Source organism: Ruegeria pomeroyi DSS-3 (assembly GCF_000011965.2).
GTDB classification, from domain to species: Bacteria; Pseudomonadota; Alphaproteobacteria; order Rhodobacterales; family Rhodobacteraceae; genus Ruegeria_B; species Ruegeria_B pomeroyi.
The window spans coordinates 1,528,865-1,549,071 of record NC_003911.12 but is presented as its reverse complement, the minus strand read 5'-3'; the positions used below and the strand labels follow the sequence as shown (position 1 = coordinate 1,549,071).

Genomic DNA, 20,207 nt, shown 5'->3' with positions numbered 1-20,207 from the left:
CATTTTCGACCCGTTCTAAAGGAAAGAATTGCCTCTGACTATATCCCGGTTAAATGTATTATCAATGATACAGCTTTCATCCGAGGGAGGGATGTGATGCCGGTGGTCGAACTGCACCTGATCAAAGGGTATGGCGAAGAGGACAAGCGCCGCCTGGGCCATGCGCTGACGGATGCGGTGCGCTTCGTGCTGCCGGCGCCGCTGGATGGGATCACGGTGATGATCCACGAAATGGCCCCCGACGCCTATTACCGCGGCCGCGACACGAAAACCCCCGCCCCCGCCCTGCCCGACCCGGCCGAGGTGGTCCGCGCTTATCTGGCCGCGATGGAGGCGCGCGATCTGGACGCCGCCCGCGCGATGCAGGGCGACGGGTTCACCATGTATTTCCCCGGCACCGGCCCCATGGCCGATCTGTCCGAACTGATCGACTGGGCGCGTCCACGCTACAGCTTTGTGACCAAGACCTATGACGGGTTCGATGCCATGCCCGGAGCGGGCGATACTTCGGTCGTCTATTGCCGGGGCACGCTGTCGGGCGAATGGCTGGATGGCACCGCCTTTTCCGGCATCCGTTTCATCGACCGGTTCGAGTTGATCGGCGGTAGGATCACCCGGCAGGACGTGTGGAACGACATGGGCGAAATGCGGGGGCGGACATGACCGATATCGACCCGATCACCTTGTCGGTCCTGGCCGGGCGCATGGAACAGATCGCCGACGAGATGGACGCGACCCTGTTCCGCGCCGCCTTCAATCCGATCATCGCCGAGGCGCATGATGCGAGCCACGGGCTTTACCATGCCGAAACAGGCGACACGCTGGTGCAGGGCAAATCGGGCCTGCCGATCTTTGTCGGTGTCATGTCCTTTGCCGTAAAGGCGGTGATCGAGAAGGTCGCCGCCGACGGCGACCTGGCCGATGGCGATATCTTCATCTTCAACGACGCCCATATCGGCGGCACGCATCTGAGCGACATGCGCCTTGTGCGCCCCTATTTCCGGGAGGGGAAGCTGTTCTGCTGGCTGGCCTCGGTCGGTCATTGGCACGATGTGGGCGGCGCGGTGCCGGGCAATTACAACCCCGCCGCCACCGAAGTGTTTCAAGAGGCGTTTGTGCTGCCGCCCGTGCGGCTGGCGCGCGCGGGTGTGGTCAACCAGGACATCATCGACATCCTGCTGCGCAACACCCGCCTGCCGCAATCGGCGCAGGGGGATCTGAACGGCCAGTTGGGCGCGCTGGATCTGGGCGTGCGTCGCATGGACGAACTCCTGGACGAATACGGCGCGGGCACGGTCGATGCGGCGCTCGACGCGCTGGGTATACGGGCCGAGCGGCTGATGCGCTCGGAACTGGCGGCCATTCCGGACGGGCGGTGGGAGGCCGAGGACTTCCTCGACAACGACGGGATCGACGACACACCGCTGCCGATCCGGGTGGCGCTGGAGATCAAGGGCGACCGGATGCATCTCGATTTCACCGGCTCGGCCCCGAAATGCGCCGGGCCGGTGAATATCGCGCTGCCCACCACCATCGCCACCGTTTATGTAGCCATCAAACATATTTTCCCGCTGCTGCCCGCCAATGCGGGTGTGATGCGGCCTATCGAGGTCACGGTTCCCGAGGGCTCGATCCTGTCGGCGGAGTTTCCCGCACCAACCGGCGGCTACACCGAAACCATCCTGCGGATGATCGACGTTGTGTTCTGCGCCTTTGCGCAAGCGGTGCCGGACCGGGTGGTGGCGAACGCCTACGGCACCATCAACGCGCTTTCCATTGCCGGGCGGCGCAGCAATGGCAAGCCCTGGGTGATGTTCAGCTTTTACGGCGGCGGCCATGGCGGATCGCCCGAGGGCGACGGGCTGAACCACGGCAACGCGCCGATTTCCACGGCAACCATCCCGCCGCTGGAGATCCTCGAGGCCGCTTATCCGGTGATGTTCCGGCAATGGGCGCTGAGGCGCGACAGCGCAGGCGCGGGGCGGCATCGCGGCGGGCTGGGCGCGGTCTATGAAATCGAAGTTCTGGAGGAAAACGGCGCCGAAGGGTTCCTGTTCGGCGAGCGCGGGCGCTTTGCGCCCAAGGGCGTGGCCGGTGGCGAGGAAGGGGCGCTGAACGTGTTCTCGTATCAACAGGGCGCGGACTGGCCACACCCGCCGCTGGTGTCCAAGATGCGCGGCATCCGCCTGAAACAGGGCGAGGCGGTGCGGTTGGAGACCCCCGGCGGCGGCGGCTATGGCCCACCCGCCGAACGCGACCCGGCCGCCGTGGCGCTGGACGTGGCGCGCGATTACCTGAGCGCGGCCGAGGCCGACCGCCTCTATGGCCCAACCTGGCGTGAGGGCATGCGATGAGCGGCAAGATGATCGGCGTCGATGTCGGCGGCACTTTCACGGATATCTTTGTCCTCGATGAAAACGACGGCACCGCCCGCGTCGGCAAGGTGCCGACCTCGCGCCCCGACCAGTCCACGGGCTTCCTGCAAGGCATCACCGATGCGGTTGCCGATATCGGCAGCGTCGGCGTGGTGGTGCATGGCACCACGGCGGGCACCAATGCGCTCTTGGAGCGCAAGGGCGCGCGGACGGGCGTGATCTGCACCCAAGGCCTGCGCGACGTGCTGGAGATGCGCCGCCGCGACCGGCCCCGCACCTGGGGCCTGCGTGGTGATTTCGAGCCGGTGGTGGACCGGCGCGACCGGCTGGAGGTGCCGGAACGGACACTTGCCGATGGCACCATCCGCACACCCGTTGACCTGGATGCAGTGCGCCGCGCAGCCCGGCAATTGCAGGATCAGGGCTGTGTCGCTGTCGCTATCCTCTTTGCCAACGCCTATGCCAATCCCGCCAACGAGGCCGCCGCCGTGGCCGCGCTGCGCGAGATCTGGCCCAACGAACATGTCTCGGCCTCCTCGGAAATCCTGCCCGAGATCCGCGAATACGAACGGTTCTCGACCACCGCGCTCAACGCCTATCTGCAACCCGAGGTCTCGGGCTATCTGGGCCGGCTGGGCGCCGCGCTCGACTCGGGCGGGTTTGGCGGCGAGTTCATGATCGTGCAGTCGAACGGCGGCGTCATGGATGTGGACACCGCCTGCCGCTTTCCGATCAGAACGGCGCTGTCGGGCCCTGCGGCGGGGGTGATCGCGGCGGGCTTTATCGCCCGCTCGGCCGGGTACGACAACGTGATCACCGGTGACATGGGCGGCACCAGTTTCGATGTCTCACTGATCGCCGAGGGGCGCTCGATGCTGGCGCCGCAGACCTCGATCGACTTTGGCATGGTGGTGCGCACGCCGATGATCGAGATCACCACTATCGGCGCGGGCGGCGGCTCCATCGCCTGGGTCGACAAGGGCGGGCTGTTGAACATCGGTCCCGAAAGCGCCGGTTCCGATCCGGGGCCAGTGGCCTATGGGCTGGGCAACGACCGCCCCACCGTGACCGATGCCAATGTGGTGCTGGGCCGGATCGACCCCGAGAACCCCATCGGCGGCAAGCTTGCGCGCCTCGATGTCGAGGCGGCGGCGCGGGCCATCGACATCCATGTCGGGCAACCGCTGGGCCTCGACACGCTGGCGGCCGCCGAGGCGATCCTGCGGGTGGCCAACTCACGCATGGCGGGCGCCTTGCGGCTGGTCAGCATCGAGCGCGGTTTCGACCCCAAGAAATTCGCCTTCATGCCCTTTGGCGGCGGCGGTGCGCTGCATGCGGGTGCGATGCTGGCCGAGGTCGGGATCGCGCGCGCCATCGTGCCGCGCTATCCGGGCGTGACCTCGGCACTGGGTTGCGTGATCGCCGACATGCGGCAGGATTTCGTGCAGACCCTCAACGCGATGCTCGACGGGCTGGATACCGATATGCTGGGCACGGTGATGCAGGACCATCATGATCGCGGCATGGCGATGCTCAAGGCTGCCGGCACCCGGTTCGAAGCGCGCGAGGCGACATTCGCGCTCGACATGGCCTATATCGGCCAGACCCATACCGTTTCGGTGCCGATCCCCGTGCAGGTGAGTGCGGGCAAGGTGCATTCGCCGACACAGGCCCAGATCGCCGCTGCCTTTGACAGCGTCTATCGCGACACTTTCGGGCGGCTTCTGCCCGGCGGGGTGCGGCGCATCCTGAACCTGCGCAGCGCGGTGACCGGCAAGCGGCCAAAGTTCGATCTGGCCACGCTTGCGCCCACGGTGACCGACCCGGCCCGGCCGAAATCCTCTCGCAAGGTGCATTTTGGCACCGATTGGCATGAAACCGCGATCTATGACCGGCTGTCGCTGCCGGTCGGCACCTTGATCACCGGCCCCGCGATCCTGGAACAGCCCGATACCACGGTGCTGATCGAGCCGGGCCTTGTGGGCCGCGTCGACCCGCTGGGCAATGTCATCATCGAAACCGGACCGGAGGCAGGCGCATGAGTGACCCGAAAACCTGGACCCTGGCGCAGACCGCGCTGCTGACCATCGACCTGCAAAACGACTTTCTGCATCCCGAGGGCGCCTATGGCCGGGCCGGACAGGGGGCGGCGGCCATCGCCGCCCTGCCCGCCCGCATCGCGCCGCTTGTTGCGGCGCTGCGGGCCAAGGGCGGGCTTTACATCTCGGCCCAGTTCACGCTGGTGCCCGGCCCTAGGGGCGAACCATTGATCTCACCGCATCTCAAGGCGTTGCGGCCCTTTCTGACGCGGGGCGATTTCGCCCCCGGCAGTTTCGGGCATCAACTGGTCGACGCGCTGCAACCGGCCGATTTCACGGTCGAGAAAGTGGCCTATTCCGCCTTCTACCAGACCCGGCTGGAATACATCCTGCGGGCCATGGGTATCCGCCAGCTGATCGTCGGCGGCATCGTCACCAATGGCGGCGTCGCCTCGACCCTGCGCGACGCGCATCTGCGCGACATCGACACCGTGATGCTGAGCGACGGTTGCGCCGCCTTCCGGGACGAGGTGCATGACGCCACCCTGCTGTCGCTGGGCACCGTCACGAATCAGATGACCTGTGCCGAGGCGCTGGGCTGGCTGGAGGGCGCGCCATGACGCTCAAGGCAAGACTGGCGGGGGAAGACATCGTACTGGCGCCCGGCATTTACGATGGGCTGACCGCGCTGATCGCCGAACAGGCGGGGTTTGAGGCGCTGTATCTGAGCGGCGCGGCGGTGGCCTATACCCGGCTGGGGCGTCCCGACATCGGCCTGACCTCGGTCACCGAAATGGCCGAGACCATGACGCTGATCGCCGACCGCACCCGCCTGCCGGTGATCATCGACGCCGATACCGGCTTCGGCAACGCACTGAACGCCCAGCGCACCATGCGGCTTTATGAACGTGCAGGCGCGGCAGCCTTGCAGGTCGAGGACCAGACCTATCCCAAGCGCTGCGGCCACCTGAAGGACAAGGCGCTGATCCCGGCTGCCGAGATGGCAGGCAAGATCGCGGCCATGGCCGACGCTCGCCGTTCGGACCGGACGCTGATCATCGCCCGCACCGATGCGATCGCGGTCGAAGGCTTCGACGCGGCGCTGGAGCGGGCCGAGACCTATCTGGCCGCCGGGGCGGATGTGTTGTTCGTCGAGGCGCCGCAGACCGAGACAGAGCTTTCAGGCATAGCGGACCGTTTTGCGGCGCGTGTGCCGCTGCTCGCCAACATGGTCGAGGGAGGTGCGACGCCGATCCGCTCGGCCGAGGCGTTGCAGGCGCTGGGCTTCCGCCTCGTGATCTTTCCCGGTGGCATCGTGCGGGCGCTCGCCCATACGGCGCGCGACTATTACACCAGCCTGCGCGCGCATGGCACCACGGCGCCGTTCCGGGACCGGATGTATGATTTTGCCGGCCTGAACGAGGTGATTGGAACCACCGAGATGCTGGAGCGCGGCAAACGCTATGACCCCGGACAGTGACCCGCATATCGCGCCGCCGCCGGCGCGCTTCGACATCGCTTCCCAGACGCTGATCATCGGCGCCGGGGCCTGTGGGCTGGTGGCCGCGCTTGCGGCGCGCGAAGCGGGGCAAGAGGTGCTGGTGGTCGAGGCCGACGCCCTGCCGCGCGGCTCGACCGCGCTGTCGGCGGGCCTGATCCCGGCGCCCGGCACCACCATGCAGCGCGCGGCGGGGATCAAAGACAATGCCGCGCTGTTTGCGCAGGATATCCAGACCAAGGCCAAGGGGCAGAACGACCCCGATCTGGTCGAGACCCTGGCCGCAGGGGCCGGGCCACTCATCGACTGGCTGGCCGAGCGCCATGGGTTGCCCTTCTCGGTTGTCACCGATTTCGACTATCCCGGCCACAGCCGCCGCCGGATGCACGGCCTGCCCGGCCGCTCGGGCGAAGAGCTGATCGACGCGCTGCGTCAGGCCTGCGAGGCGCAGGGGATCGACATCGTCTGTTCCCGTCGGGCGCATATCCTGCATATGGAAGAGGGTCGGGTGCGTGGCGTCACGGTCTTTGGCTCCGACGGCAGCGGCGAAAGTATCGCCTGCGACCGGCTGATCCTGGCCTGCAACGGGTTCGGCGGCAACCGGCAACTGGTCACCGACCACATGCCCGAGATCCGCGAGGCGCTCTGGTTCGGGCATGATGGTAACCGGGGCGAGGCGGTCCTGTGGGGCGCGGCGCTGGGGGCCGATCTGCGCCACCTCGGGGCCTATCAGGGGCATGGCAATGTCGCCCATCCGCACGGCATCCTGATCACCTGGGCGGTGATCACCTCGGGTGGGGTGCAGGTGAACCGCGATGGACTGCGGTTCTGGAACGAGGCGCAGGGCTATTCCGAGGCCGCCCGCGCGGTGATGGCACAGCCGGGGGGCGCGGCATTTGCAATCTTCGACGCGCGTATCGCGGGTATCGCGCGCCAGTTCGAGGACTTTCGCCGCGCCGAAGCCGCAGGCGCGATCCGGCAGGCCGATACGCCCGAGGCGCTGGCACACCTGCTTGGCCTGCCGCCCGACGCGCTGGCGCAAACCCTGCGCGACCTGCCTCGCGACGGAACCGATGGGTTCGGGCGGCTGTTCCAGCCCCCACCGCTTGCCCCGCCCTATTGCGGCGTGCAGGTGACGGGGGCGCTGTTTCACACCCAGGGCGGGTTGCGCACCGATGCGCGGGCGCGCGTGCTGCGCCGCGATGGCACGCCGGTGCCGGGCCTCTACGCAGGCGGCGGCGCGGCCTGTGGCGTGTCGGGCAACGGGGACAGCGGATATCTGTCCGGCAACGGCTTGCTGAGCGCGGTTGTGCTGGGGTGGATCGCGGGATCGTGTCGCGTGGCTGCGTCTTGAAGCTGCCAAAAAAACACCATCTCCTGTAACGCAGCAACGCCGAGGATACCATGCGCCCAACGCCCTATCTTGCCCCGATCCCCGTGCGCGGCCGCATCAGCCGGCCGCAACCCAAGGGCCTGCCCGTCATCAACATGGGCTACAACGAGCTGCCCTATCCACCCCTGCCCGCGATCCGCGCCGCGATGGAGGAGACCGCCGAGCGGGCGCAATCCTATGGCAGCCCACATTGTGACGCGCTGCGCGATGCCTTGGGCGCGGCGCATGGGCTGGACCCCGAGCAGATCGTCTGCGGCAACGGGTCCGAAGAATTGCTCGACGTGATCGCCCGCTGTTTCGCCCGGCCCGGCGACGAGATCCTGATCTCGGAGTTCGGCTATATCCAGTTCGCCCTGACCGCCAACCGGGTGGGGGCGACATTGGTGAAGGCGCGCGAGCGTGACAACACCAGCGATGTCGATGCCCTGCTGGCGGCGGTGAGCGAGCACACGCGGCTCCTGTTCCTGGCCAATCCGAACAACCCGACCGGCACCATGCTGGAGATCGACGAGCTTTCCCGGCTGGCCCGCGACCTGCCTGCGCAGGTCGTGCTGGTGCTTGACCTTGCCTATGGCGAGTTCGCCGCACCCGACTATTGCGCGGCGGTGCACAGCCTGGCGGCAAATCACGAAAACATCGTTGTCACCCGGACCTTTTCCAAGGCCTATGGCCTCGCCGGGGCGCGTGTTGGCTGGTGCCACGCCCCCGCATGGATGGTGCCCGTCCTCTATGCCGCGCGGGGCATGGGCACGGTCAATGCCTTGGCGCAGGCCGGGGCGGTGGCGGGTCTTGCCGACCCTGCCGCCATTCAGGAGAGGGTCGATGAGATCGTGTCCGAACGCGCGCGTCTGACCGGTGCATTGGGACAGCTGGGTCTGGTCGTGACCCCAAGCCGGACCAACTTTCTGATGGCCCGTTTTCGGGAGGGCGACGCGGCCCGGACCGAAGCACTGGTCGAGCATCTGTTCGAGGATGCCGGGATCGTCGTCAACCGCACCCGCGAGGCGGGGCTGGAAGCGTTCTTCCGCTTCTCGCTGTCGCTGCCCGCGCATAACGATCTGCTGCTGGACAGTATCCGCAGGTTCATCGGGCAGGGATGAACCGGGAATGGTGGCGCGGGCGCACCGGTGCTTTTTGAGTATTTTTGACCAGAAAGAAGCAGAAGCTGGGGTGCAAACTCCGATCTAGTCGCCCTTGACCGGCATCTTGTCGAGATGGCGCAGCATGGCGGCAAAGGCGCCGATACGTTCCCGCTGATAGGCGGCAACGTCGAGCCCGTCATAATCGAGAAAACCGCGCCCGTCGCGCAGGCCGCGCCGGCCCTCGGCCATGTTGGTCTCGATGATATCGGGCGCGGCGAACCGGTTCTGCCCGGTGGCGCGCGTCATGTAGCGGCTGGCGTGGTAGAGGATATCGCCGCCGCCCCAATCGATGAATTCCAACAGGCCCAGCACCGCGAACCGGAAGCCGAAGCCGTATTTCGTGGCCTTGTCGATATCGGCGCTGCTGGCAACGCCTTCCTCAACCAGCCGAGCGGCCTCGTTCATCGCCAGCGCCTGGATGCGCGGCACGATATAGCCGGGGCTGACGGCGCAGGTGACCGGCACCTTGCCGATCCGCTCCAGCAGGTCGAGCAGGCGGGCGGTTACCGCCGGATCGGTGGCATCGCCGGGCGAAACCTCGACCAGCGGCACCAGATAGGCGGGGTTGAGCCAGTGGGCATTGAGGAACCGGTCGGGCGGGGTGACAAACCCCTGAAGGTCGTTTGACAGGATGGTCGAGGTGGTCGAGGCGATGACGGCATCCGCGTCGGCATGGCGCGACAGGCGTTCGAACACCTCGCGCTTGGCCTCCAGCGTCTCGGGCACGCCTTCGAAGACGAAGGGCACCCCGGCAAGCGCCGCCGCCAGATCGTCGTGGCCCACAACCTCGACACGGGCCAGCATGGCGTCAGCTTCGCTCGCCTGCATCAGGCCTACATCGGCCATCAGCACGAAGGTACTGCCCAGCTCGGCCCGTATCTCGGCCTTGAGCCGGTCGAATTCGTCCATGGGTCGCGGTTTGGCGTCGATCAGGCGGACCGGGTGGCCGGAATAGGCGAAGGCCACGGCCATGCCCCGGCCCATGCGCCCGGCGCCCACAGCGGCGATGGTTTCCCGCGCCGCCATCTCAGGCCCCGTCCCGCAGCATGGTCTGCAAAGCGGCGCGGTCCATGTCGGCCAGCCCAAGGTTCTCCAATGTCCGGCCGCTCTGGCGGAAATCGTCGTCGCAGATCGCCGAGCCCAGCGCCAAGAGCCCCGTCGCCGTAGGCGCGGGCACGCCGGCCCAATCGGCGACCGAAACCAGCAGGGCCAGCCCCACCGCCACATCCTCGCGCATGTAGCGATGTTCGGTCAGCACCAGATGCTCGCGCCAGTCGCCGCTGTCGACCAGCTTGTCATGGGCGAGGTTGCCATACATCCAGTCCGAGGTCTCGTAGTGATCGGCCAGCGGGAAATGCGGCGCGCCATAGCCCAGCGCCTCGCGCACAGCCATGCGCTCGGCGTCAAGCCGCGTGGTGACCCGGCGGATGGCGGGCTGGGTGCCCTCGTTGTGGATGTCCCAATGGTCGAAATGCTCGATCGGGCCCGCGTTCATCGTGATCAGCGGCGGGTGGATGATGGGGCCTGCGTTCATCAGTGCCCCCGACAGCGCATCGCCCGCCGGTTCGACCGCAGGATAGGCCCGCGCAAGGACCGAATGCGCATGTTCCGCGTTGCGCAGCGGATAGACCCCGGTCGGCAGGCGGGTGGCGCGGGTGGTGATGGCAACGGTATCGGCCCCGTGCAGCCGCGTAAGATACGGCAGGGTGCCGGTCTCGGCCCAGCTGACATCGGCGTGGTTTCCCGCCTTGCGAACGATGTCGGCCATGATCCAGCTGCCAAAGCTGCCCGGCGGCAGAAACACCACCTGTCCGTCCGCCAGATGCGGGGCCATGGCCGCCGCGATATCGGATTGCGCCGTAGCCGGTGTCGGGCAGACGATCAGCTCGGCCCCCCGGATCGCTTCGCCGATGTCATCGGTGACCATGGTAATCCGAATCGGACGCGCGCCCTCGAAATCCTTGAGTGTGATGACATTGCCGCGCGCCTTCAGCTCTGCCTGCGCAGACGCATTTCTGCGCCAGAACCGTATGTTGTGCCCCTGTGCCGTCAGATCAACCGCCGCGGCGGTCGAGCCGTTGCCACCGCCTAGAACTGCAATCTCCATCGCCCCCTCCCGCACCGATAGTTGCTGGAGCAGATTACATACATGAAAAATCATATATCAAGGATATTTCTATTGCATTGCCCCTAGCGGGCGGTCTTACATGAAAATGCATAGAAGTCGGGGCAGACCGACCTAACTTCACCTAAGGGCATGCACCGCCCGACAGAAGGCGGTTCATACCCCCGTTGGATCAACAGGGAGTTGTGACATGAAAATCTTCAGCGGGCTTTCCAGAAAAGCCACTTACCTGATGGCGGCGGCAGCGCTCGCCGTCATGGCTGCCCCTATGTCAGCCAAGGCCGAGGACCGGGTCAGCGCGGTCCATGCGTTCCCCGAGTTCCTGGTTTACACCAAGACCTTCCTTGCGATGGTCGCCGATATCAACGAACGCGGCAAGGGCATCGTCCAGATCGACGTGCGCGGCGGCCCCGAGGCGATCGGCATGTTCGAACAGCCCGCCGCCGTGCGTGACGGCGTGGTCGACATGGTGCATACGCCGGGCAGTTTCTATGGCGCCAACGTGCCCGAGATCGACGCTATGGTCGCCTCGCGCGTGACCCCGATGGAGGCCCGGGCCAATGGCGGCGCGGCGCTGATGGACAAGGCGCATCAAGAGCGCTTCAACGTCCGCCACCTGGGCTGGGTCGATGGCGGTATCAAGTTCCACATCTACATGAACAGCGAGCCCAAGTTCCGCGATGACGGCATTCTGGATCTGACCGGGGTCAAGCTGCGCGACAACCCGATCTATCACGCCTTCTTCGAACAGCTGAACGCGACCACCGCCTCGATGCCGGCGACCGAAGTCTATTCGGCGCTTGAAAAGGGCGTTGTCGACGCCGCAGCCTGGACCGAGATCGGCATTCCGCAGCTCAAGTGGAACGAGTTCCTGAAATACCGGGTCGATCCCACCTTCTACAACACCGATATCGGTGTGATCTTCAACCTCGACGCCTGGAACGCGCTTTCCCCCGAAAGCCAGAAACTGATCCAGGATGTCGTGATCGAGTGGGAAGGCAAGTCCTATGCCGACCGTCAGGCCGAAGTCGCGGCGGATGCCAAGACACTTGCCGATGGCGGCATGAGTTTTGTCAGCCACTCTGCCGAAGCGGGCGAAACCTATCGCAAGATGGCAGACGATTCCGCATGGGCACGCATGTACGAGCGTATTGACGGCGGCGGCGCCGGTGCCGAGACCTACATGGCCCTGCGCAAGGCCTATGCTCTGGCCGAATAAGACTGATTGAAGGCAGGCCGCCCTGTCCAAGCGGCGGCCTGCCCCCAACAAACAGAGCCAGGACATGATGCGTCTGATCGACCGTATTTGCGACCTGCTGGCCATATTGGCCGGTATCTACCTTGTGGGGATCATGTTCGGGATCGTGATCAGCGCGCTGGCCCGCACGTTGAACCTGTCCGGATCCTGGTCCAGCCATATCTTCACCTTCACCGAATTCGGCCTGCTCTACATCGTGATGGCCGCCTCGCCCTGGCTGGTGCGCCACCGGGGGCACGTCTTTATCGAACTGCTGAGTGCGGCCCTGCCGCGCCGGATGCAGCGATCCTATAGCCGGGCGATCTCGGCGCTATGTGTCGTGATCTGCCTGACGCTGGTCTGGTACACTTGGGGCGCAACGGCCCGAGCCTGGCGTTTTGGCGATGCCGAGATGCGCAGCCTCGACATGCCGAAATACCTGCTTCTGGGCGCGATGCCGATCGGGTTCGGCCTGATGGCGGCACAGTTTCTCCGCTTCGTCTTTGGCCCCGTGACCATGCATACCGGCGAAGCGGGCGTGCACGAATGACACTCAAGAATACAAAAGGCGCAGGCAATGGAATGGTATGAGGCGCTCGTCTTCCTGCTGGGCATGATCCTGTTCTTCATGGCGCTCGGCGTTCCTGTGGCGCTGGCCTTTCTGGCGGCCAACATGATCGGCGCGGCCTATTTCATGGGCGGGCGCGGCGATATCGCCAGCCAGATGGCGCGCGGCATCGGGCAGCTGGCCAATAACGCGATCCCGACGGTCACCTCGTTCAACCTGATGCCGGTGCCGATGTTCCTGCTGATGGGCGAGATCTTTTTCTTCACCGGGCTCGCCAACCGCATGTTCGGCGCGGTCGACCGGCTGATGGGCAAGCTGCCCGCGCGCCTGTCCTTTGTCACCGTGGCAGGCGGCACCGCCTTTGCCACGCTGTCGGGGTCGTCGATGGGCTCCACCGCGCTGCTAGGGTCCTTGATGGTGCCCGAGATGCAGAAACGCGGCTACAAGAAGCATATGGCCATCGGCCCGATCCTGGGCACCGGCGGGCTGGCGATGCTGATCCCGCCCTCGGCGCTGGCGGTGCTGCTGGCGACGCTGGCAGAGCTGGACATCGGCGACCTGCTGATCGCAGGCATCATGCCCGGCCTGATGCTAGCCATCTTCTACGCGGTCATGATCCTGGGCATGGCGCTATACGACCCCAGCGCCGCCCCTGCTTACGAGGTCGAAAGCTCTGACTGGGTCGAGAAACTGCGCCTGCTCTTCGTCGATATCCTGCCGATGGTGTCCATCGTGATCGGCGTGATCCTGGTGATCATGTTCGGCATCGCCACGCCCTCGGAAAGCGCCGCCTTCGGCTGCCTCGGCGTGATCGTTCTGGCCGCGCTCTACCGCTCGCTGACCTGGGAGGGGATCGTCAAATCCGTGGCCGGCGCGCTCAAGGTCACCACGATGGCACTGCTGATCATCTTCGGCTCGGCCACCTTCTCGGCGCTCCTGGCCTTCTCCGGCGCCTCTTCGGGGTTGATCCGCTGGGCCACGGGGTTCGATCTGGAGCCCATCACGATGCTCCTGATCATGTTCGGTATCCTGCTGGTTCTGGGCATGTTCATGGACCAGCTCAGCATGATGCTGCTGACCGTGCCGATCTTCTTTCCGCTGGCGCAGACGCTGGGGTTCGACCTGATCTGGTTCGGGGTGATCGTGCTGCTGGCGCTCGAGATCAGCTTCACCACCCCGCCCTTTGGCCTGCTGCTGTTCGTGATGAAGGGGGTCTCGGCGCCGGGCACCAGCATGCGCGACATCTATGTGTCGGCGCTTCCGTTCATAGGCTGTTCGATGCTCTTGGTTGCGCTGCTGATCATATTCCCCGGCATCGCGCTCTGGCTTCCCGGGCTTGGTCAGTAACACAGCCGCCGGTCAGCGGCAGTGCACCTCGACCCGCCGATTGAGCGAGCGTCCCGCCTCGTCGGCATTGCTGGCGATGGGCTCATCCTCGCCCTTGCCCAGGGCGGCGAGACGGTCGGCCGCCAATCCCATATCCACCAACGCCGCAACCACCGATGCCGCCCGGCGCTGCGACAGGGCACGGTTGTACTCCGCCGCCCCTTCACTGGAGGAATGACCGACGATCTCGATCCGGGCTGCATCCGTCCCGCGCAGTCCGTCGGCCAAGGCATTGAGCAAGACAGCGGACTCGGGACGGATCGCGGCACTGTCATAGTTGAACCCGATCCCGTGCAGTACCGCGCCGCACCCCGGAGGCGCAGGCTCGGGGCGCGCGCAGACGACAGCTCCAGCCGCAGGTTCGCCATCATAGGGTTTGAACGGCGCACCATTGGTGGAGCGCAACCCCCGCATTGCCCCATCGGCGGAGGCGATCAGAATGAACTGGGAAGGGATGCCAGCCGGGTCCGAACCCAGCGCCCGCAGGACCCTGCCATCGACCGTCCCGGAAAGCGTGCCGGTCTTGTCATAGCATCCGGTGACATGCGCCCCCTCTTGCAGCAGTTCGATGGATACGCCCCGCCCTTTCCAGGTTCCTGTGAACCCCTCGGACATGGGCATGGGCTGCTGCGTGCCCTCGCCGATCAGTTCTGAAAACTCGAAATAGGTCTTGTCGCGCTCGACATTGATCCCACCAGACAGCAGCACCTTCAGCCAGAGCACTTCGGGAACGGCATCCTCCATCGCCAACTCGGTCACCAATCCGGGGTCGGCATGGGTTGCAAGTGTGCCGCCCGCAATCGGAATGTAGGGACCATCCGGCCCCTCCACCGCCCCGGAAATCACGATATCGCGAAAAAAGGTCTGCGACGGGCTGGGGGTTTCCCCGATATTGGGCACCGCCAGACGATCGAACCTCGTCAGCGAGGGCAGAGCGTAGATGATCGTGACCTGGGCTTGCGCACTCCCGGGTTTCGGGGTCATTCCAAAGCCCCCCGCATTGCCGTCTATGGCGGCAATAGCCTGTGGGCTGCCGGTGCGCATCTGCTCTGGCCCGGTCTCGACAGAGACCGGCAGAACGCCCTGGGCAAAGGTCATCAGATCGGACCGTGGCTGAGCATCCTGCGCCGTGCCGGCATATGGCATCACAACAAAGCAAGCGGCAAGACGCAGGAGACGAACAGTCATGACGGGCTGGCCCCGGACAAATGGAACGAACAAATCTCTGCGTCCAGAATGCGCAAAAACCGTCAGCTTAGCAAGCTACAGCCCCTTGGGATGGGTCATGAACTCTTCGATGATGTGCTCGGGCGCCTTGGTGTAATCGCCCACACGGCTGACACCCTGCCCGGTCAGCCGTTTCAGGTTCACTGCCATCTCGGCCATCTTCACCGCGATCGGAATGCCATTGACCACCGGCGCGCCGTCGATCTGATGGTCGTGGAACTGCGAGAACAGCAGCATCGGGATGCCGCCGCCGGGGATCAGCACGTCGGTGCCCGCCGCCACCAGCGGGCGGCCCTGTTCCTCGAACAGGCGCTTGACCTCGGCGGCCTTGTCCGTATCGCCATAGGCGCCCAGGATCTGCCCCGGCTCGAAGGTCATCGCATGAACGCCCGAGACCCGCTCGCGCAGCCCGTACTTGCCGATCTGGTGATGGAACCACGGGATGAAGCGTGGGTTGATGGTGACGATCCCCAGCCGCTGGCCCATCTGGCAGCACCACAGCATGGTCGCCTCGCCCAGGCCAATCACCGGGATATCCACCACCGAGCGCGCCTCATACAGCCCCGCATCCTGGAAATGGCCGACGATGAAGGCGTCATACCCCTCGCGCTCGGCCCGGATCGCGTTGCAGATCATCTCGCGCGCGCAGCGGAATTCCACCAGCGGATGGGCATAGCTGTCAAACGGCGTTATCCCCCGGATGTCGACCTGTGTGCCAACCTCCGACACCGCGTCCAGATGCGGCCCCAGCATGTCCCAGTATTCCGCTCCGTTCTCGTAATCCACATAGCTCTGATACCAGAGTTTCATTGGCTTCCTCCCTGACCCGCGCGCGTGCAAGCTGTGCGCATGCTCCTGCTTCTTTCTGGTTCAAAATACTCCGGAGCGCGAGGCGGAGCCTCGCAATAAATCAACTTGAAAACGACCGCACGGTCTTCAGCGCCCCGTCGAGCGCCCTACCCTCTTCATCCTGCAACGCCGCCTCGCGCAGGCGGCGCACCCAGTCGGCGGCATCAACCCGCCCGGCAACCAGATCGGCCCCTGCCATCACGCGATCGAACTTGGACAGGCCGCGTGCATGGGTGTCGGAATAACCCTTGATCAGCCGACGGCAACGCAGCAGTTCCATCGCCAGATCGTAGTCGCGCTCGCGTGTTTCACCGACCTTGTGCAACCAGGCCTCCAGATGCGCCTGCTCCTGCGCATGGCGCAGGGTGCGGCGGCGATAACCGCGCAGCCCGGCCAGCAGGTAGAGCTGCAGAAAACCGCTCACCCGGTCGCTGCGGATACGGCGGCCATGGCCGAACCAGCGGTCCAGCCGCGCCATCCAGCGCGGAGAAGCCGCCACCCGTGCCCCCAGTCCCGCGGGCAACAGCGAGGATATCTCCTCGGCACGCGGATGCAGGAACTCGGTCACCTGCATCCCCTGCTGGGGCGAGCGCCCCATTTCGGCATCGATCCGGGCACGCCGGGCGGCGCGGGTCTTGCGGCCCGCCACCCGGATCACATCGTCATAGGCCATCGCATTGGCGATATGTTTGGCCGCCTCGCGGGTCAGTTCAAAACCTTGCGCGGGCTCGTCCTGCCGGGCCAGTGCGGTCAGCCGGTCAAGATACTCGCCGCCATAGGTACAATCCTGGAACGCGACGACCTTACGCAGCCCGGCCAGGGCCATTTCGCGCGCATCGGCAGGCAGGGCCTCGACCCGTGCGGTCAAAGCGGCCCAGGCCGCCAGCTGTGCCGATGGCCCCTGAACGGCAGGCTCCGCAGGCGTTTTCGCCGTAACAGCGGCCTCTGGCTGCGCGGGACCGGCCGAGACCGCCTCGAACCCGGCTGTAAAGGCGGCAAGGCTCGCCTCGACCCCCTTGCCCGAGTTCCGGATCGCGGTCTCGAACGCATCGCGCGGGAAGGGCAGCGCGCCCGAGCCTGCCAGCGCGCCAAACAGGCTGGCCGAGATGACCGACCCCTTGGCGACCGCCAGCCGCTCCATATCCGCGGACAGGAACCGCGCTGCGGCGATCTCTGCGGCGGCCATCACCTCGTCGGCCTGCGCGATCCCGTTGCCCGGCACCATCTTTTCCGACACCGCCAGCGCCCGGTGCTCCGAGGCGATCAGCACGGTCCGGTCCGGCGTGACAAAGCCGCGCTGGATCGCCCGGCCCGCCTCCATCATCTCGGCTGCGATCAGGATGTCGACGTCCCCGGCGGCGGGGGCCAGCGAGAAGACCGGCGCCGCCACGCCCTCGGGCGCGATTTCGATGTAATAGATGGTGGCGCCGGTGCGCTGGGCCACGCCCGCGACCGAGGTCGCCTGCACCGCGCGGCCCGCCGCGCGGGCCACCGCCTCGATCCAGCCGGTCAGCACGCCGCCGCCCTGCCCGCCCACGGCCATGACCACCAGCTTGGTGATCGCACGGGCGCTGTCGGCGCCCTGCGGTGTCATCACGCCGTCCATCCGGGTCATGACGCCTCTCCGAAATCGAGCTGTCGACGCGCACGCCGGTCTTGCAACCAGGTGATGATACGGCTGCGCCAGCCTGCCAACAGCCGTTCCCACCGCCCCGGATTGTGCACGAGGTCCGCGCGATAGAATGAGGGGCAGAGCACCGCCGCATCCGCCACCTCGCCACAATTGCCGCAACCGACGCAGGTCTGGTCGATGCTGGCCACCGGGTCGTCGCGCAGAGGGTCGTCCAGCACCTTGAGCGACAGCGAGGGGCAGCCCGACAAACGGATACAGGCATGATCGCCGGTGCAGATATCCTCGTCCACGCCAAAGCGCGGCGCCTCGACGCGGCGCCCCTCGCGGATCGCCTGGGCGCGCAGGGGTTTTTCCCGCCGCTGCCGGTTCAGCATGCATTCCGACGAGGCGACGATCAATTTCGGCCCGTCATAATCGGTGGTCAGCGCCTCGCGGATGGTGTCGCGCATATGGCCCACGTCATAGGTGCGGTCGATCTGGCGCACCCATTTCACGCCCACCCCTTCCAGCGCCCTGGAGATCGGGTTGCCGGTGGCCTTTGACGGGTTCTTGGCGCGCGAGGAGAGCACATCCTGCCCGCCGGTGGCGGCCGAATAGTAATTGTCCACTACAATGGCCACGCTGTCGGACCGGTTGAACACCATGTTCCCGATCGAGGAGCTGAGCCCGTTATGCCAGAACCCGCCATCGCCGATGAACGAGACCGCCCGCCGCGCGCCGCCGCCGTCAAACGCCGCGTTCGAGGCCGGGCCAAGCCCGTATCCCATGGTCGAGCCGCCGATCTCGAAGGGCGGCAGGGCGGCAAACAGGTGGCAACCGATATCGCCGGTGATCTGGTGCTTGCCCAGTTCCTGCTCGACCAGCTTCATCGCGGCAAAGATAGGCCGTTCCGGGCAGCCGGTGCAGAAGCCCGGCGGCCGGATCGGCACGGTCTGCGACAGGTCGGGCATCTCGGGCGGCGGCGCATTGGGGGCGATCACCTGCCCCGGCAACAGCTGTGGCGCCGCGTCCTTGAGGAAACCCGCGATCCCCTCCAGCATGATCTGGCCGGTATATTCGCCCGCCATCGGGAACAGACCCTTGCCCTGCAGGGTCACCGGCGAGCGTGCCCGGTGCAGCATCGCGGCCAGCCCCTGTTCGATGAATTCGGGCTGCCCCTCTTCGACCACCAGCAGTGCGTCCTTGCCCCTGGCAAAGGCCAGAAACTCGTCCTTCACCAGCGGATAGGTGACGTTCAGCACATAAAGCGGGATGGCCGAACGCCCCTCGATATCGGCCAGACCCAGTCTTTGTAGCGCGCGAATGACACCGTTGTACATGCCACCCTGCACCACCAGACCCACCGGCGCGGTCTCGGGGCCAAACACCTCGTTCAATCCCTGTTCGGTGATGAACCGCTCGGCAGCAGGCCAGCGGTTTTCCACCTTGTCGCGCTCGTGCTGATAGGACATCGGCGGCAGCACCACGCGGGCAAAGTCGCGGCGCGGCTCGGACAGCGCATCGCGCACGCTGAGCGGCGGTCGCAGGTTATCGGCGCATTCGAACTGGCCGGTCACATGACAGGACCGAATCCGCACCATCAGCATGACCGGCGTGTTCGACGCCTCGGACAGCTCGAACCCCTGTTTCACCGCCTGCACGATCGAGGGCAGGTTCGGGCGCGGGTCGAGCAGCCAGAATTGCGATTTCATCGCAAAGGCGTGGCTGCGTTCCTGCATGATCGAGGAGCCTTCGCCATAATCCTCGCCCACGATCACCAGCGCGCCGCCGGTAACGCCCGACGAGGCCAGATTGGCCAGCGCATCCGAGGCCACGTTGACCCCCACCGCGCCCTTGAAGGTGACCGCGCCCCGGATCGGGTAATGGACCGAGGCCGCCAGCATGGCCGCCGCCGCCGCCTCGGACGCGTTCGCCTCGTATCGCACGCCCAACTCACCCAGCAGGTCCTGCGCATCGGCCAGCACATCCATCAGGTGGCTGATCGGCGCGCCCTGATAGCCGCCGACATAGCCCACGCCCGATTCAAGCAAGGCCTTGGTGATGGCCAGGATGCCCTCGCCGGTGAATGTCTCGCCCGCGCCCAGACGCAAATCCTGCACCTCGCGCTTGAAGGATCGCTCTGCCATGGCCGCCTCAGATCTCGTGCACGCGGATATTGGCGAGCATCTTGTTCAGCGTCGCCAGAAAGGCCTGCCGCTCCTGAGGCGTAATACCCTGGAACATGCGGTCGTGGCTGGCGCGCATATGCGGCCAGAGGCGGTCATAGACCGCTCGGCCCGCAGGCGTCAGGTACACCCGGCTGGACCTCTGGTCATCGCTGTCCACCTCGCGGCGCACCAATCCGTCGGCCTGCAACCCGTCGAGCGCCCGTGACAGGGTGGATTGTTCGACCACCGCAAAAATACCGAGTGTACCGATCGGTAACCCATCCTTGGCCGACAGGATCGCCAGCGCCCGCATCTTGGCCGTACTCAGCCCCAGCGCGGTCATTTCCTTGCGCAGGTTGGCGTTGTAGCGCCCCATGATCCGGTTCATCAGGTATGGCGCATAGCCTTCGAGGCCGATTTCGGCCAATTCCCTGAGCTGCTCGGTTTGATCGGTCGATTCGGCCATCTGGGTCTTTCGGTCGTTGCTGCCCTTCAGAGTTCCCGAAATTATATGCAAATGCAAGTAAACTCGACCCCTCGGCGGCGCAACCCGCCGGTTTTGGAGCTTCGGGCTTGTCAAATCCCCCC

At 65.8% G+C, this 20,207-nt stretch carries 17 protein-coding genes; 10 read left to right on the top strand and 7 right to left on the bottom strand.

The annotated features are described in order from the left end of the window. Positions 1 to 96 precede the first annotated feature (96 nt). From SPO_RS07510 to SPO_RS07480, 7 genes are read left to right on the top strand one after another with little or no spacing between them, the layout of a single operon-like run. The gene (locus tag SPO_RS07510; protein ID WP_011047211.1) at positions 97 to 663 is read left to right on the top strand and encodes a tautomerase family protein; all 567 of its coding nucleotides are present in this window, start codon (positions 97 to 99) and stop codon (positions 661 to 663) included. Beyond that, positions 660 to 2,354, top strand: a complete 1,695-nt coding sequence (locus SPO_RS07505; RefSeq protein WP_011047210.1) for a hydantoinase B/oxoprolinase family protein — start codon at positions 660 to 662, stop codon at positions 2,352 to 2,354. The genes SPO_RS07510 and SPO_RS07505 overlap by 4 nt, the downstream gene beginning before the upstream one ends. Continuing rightward, entirely contained in the window at positions 2,351 to 4,417 is a 2,067-nt protein-coding gene (locus tag SPO_RS07500) for a hydantoinase/oxoprolinase family protein (RefSeq protein ID WP_011047209.1), read from the top strand. Before SPO_RS07505 ends, SPO_RS07500 begins: the two co-directional genes overlap by 4 nt. Then, positions 4,414 to 5,034 (top strand): cysteine hydrolase family protein, encoded by a 621-nt coding sequence (locus tag SPO_RS07495; RefSeq protein WP_011047208.1) that lies wholly within the window; start codon positions 4,414 to 4,416, stop codon positions 5,032 to 5,034. Before SPO_RS07500 ends, SPO_RS07495 begins: the two co-directional genes overlap by 4 nt. Further along, a complete protein-coding gene (locus SPO_RS07490) occupies positions 5,031 to 5,894 on the top strand; it encodes an isocitrate lyase/PEP mutase family protein (RefSeq protein ID WP_011047207.1) in 864 nt (287 codons plus the stop codon). Before SPO_RS07495 ends, SPO_RS07490 begins: the two co-directional genes overlap by 4 nt. After that, positions 5,878 to 7,266 carry an FAD-dependent oxidoreductase gene (locus SPO_RS07485; protein WP_011047206.1) on the top strand — a complete coding sequence of 463 codons (1,389 nt, stop codon included), beginning with the start codon at positions 5,878 to 5,880 and terminating at the stop codon, positions 7,264 to 7,266. The genes SPO_RS07490 and SPO_RS07485 overlap by 17 nt, the downstream gene beginning before the upstream one ends. Before the next feature lie 50 nt (positions 7,267 to 7,316). After that, positions 7,317 to 8,405 (top strand): pyridoxal phosphate-dependent aminotransferase, encoded by a 1,089-nt coding sequence (locus tag SPO_RS07480; protein WP_011047205.1) that lies wholly within the window; start codon positions 7,317 to 7,319, stop codon positions 8,403 to 8,405. Positions 8,406 to 8,489: 84 nt separating this feature from the next. Here the strand turns inward: SPO_RS07480 and SPO_RS07475 are convergent, their stop codons facing one another. Both SPO_RS07475 and SPO_RS07470 read right to left on the bottom strand, forming a co-directional pair. Further along, positions 8,490 to 9,473 (bottom strand): 3-hydroxybutyryl-CoA dehydrogenase, encoded by a 984-nt coding sequence (locus SPO_RS07475; RefSeq protein WP_011047204.1) that lies wholly within the window; start codon positions 9,471 to 9,473, stop codon positions 8,490 to 8,492. 1 nt (position 9,474) lies between these two features. Beyond that, positions 9,475 to 10,554, bottom strand: a complete 1,080-nt coding sequence (locus SPO_RS07470; RefSeq protein WP_011047203.1) for an NAD/NADP-dependent octopine/nopaline dehydrogenase family protein — start codon at positions 10,552 to 10,554, stop codon at positions 9,475 to 9,477. Positions 10,555 to 10,762: 208 nt separating this feature from the next. Here SPO_RS07470 and dctP point away from each other — a divergent pair, with 208 nt between their 5' ends. From dctP to SPO_RS07455, 3 genes are all read left to right on the top strand, one after another. Continuing rightward, positions 10,763 to 11,791 carry a TRAP transporter substrate-binding protein DctP gene (dctP, locus tag SPO_RS07465; protein WP_011047202.1) on the top strand — a complete coding sequence of 343 codons (1,029 nt, stop codon included), beginning with the start codon at positions 10,763 to 10,765 and terminating at the stop codon, positions 11,789 to 11,791. A 64-nt stretch (positions 11,792 to 11,855) separates the two neighbouring features. Further along, positions 11,856 to 12,359 carry a TRAP transporter small permease gene (locus tag SPO_RS07460; protein WP_011047201.1) on the top strand — a complete coding sequence of 168 codons (504 nt, stop codon included), beginning with the start codon at positions 11,856 to 11,858 and terminating at the stop codon, positions 12,357 to 12,359. 27 nt (positions 12,360 to 12,386) lie between these two features. Further along, entirely contained in the window at positions 12,387 to 13,724 is a 1,338-nt protein-coding gene (locus tag SPO_RS07455) for a TRAP transporter large permease (protein WP_011047200.1), read from the top strand. A gap of 12 nt (positions 13,725 to 13,736) precedes the next feature. Here SPO_RS07455 and SPO_RS22160 read toward each other — a convergent pair whose 3' ends face one another. The 5 genes from SPO_RS22160 to SPO_RS07430 form a co-directional block, all read right to left on the bottom strand. After that, a complete protein-coding gene (locus SPO_RS22160) occupies positions 13,737 to 14,951 on the bottom strand; it encodes an OmpA family protein (RefSeq protein ID WP_084790955.1) in 1,215 nt (404 codons plus the stop codon). 75 nt (positions 14,952 to 15,026) lie between these two features. Continuing rightward, entirely contained in the window at positions 15,027 to 15,800 is a 774-nt protein-coding gene (locus tag SPO_RS07445) for an aspartate/glutamate racemase family protein (RefSeq protein WP_044028091.1), read from the bottom strand. Positions 15,801 to 15,900: 100 nt separating this feature from the next. Beyond that, entirely contained in the window at positions 15,901 to 17,454 is a 1,554-nt protein-coding gene (locus tag SPO_RS07440; RefSeq protein ID WP_011047197.1) for an indolepyruvate oxidoreductase subunit beta family protein, read from the bottom strand. After that, the gene (locus SPO_RS07435; protein WP_011047196.1) at positions 17,451 to 19,598 is read right to left on the bottom strand and encodes an indolepyruvate ferredoxin oxidoreductase subunit alpha; all 2,148 of its coding nucleotides are present in this window, start codon (positions 19,596 to 19,598) and stop codon (positions 17,451 to 17,453) included. Before SPO_RS07435 ends, SPO_RS07440 begins: the two co-directional genes overlap by 4 nt. A gap of 7 nt (positions 19,599 to 19,605) precedes the next feature. Then, positions 19,606 to 20,085 (bottom strand): MarR family winged helix-turn-helix transcriptional regulator, encoded by a 480-nt coding sequence (locus SPO_RS07430; protein WP_011047195.1) that lies wholly within the window; start codon positions 20,083 to 20,085, stop codon positions 19,606 to 19,608. Between the last annotated feature and the right edge of the window lie 122 nt (positions 20,086 to 20,207).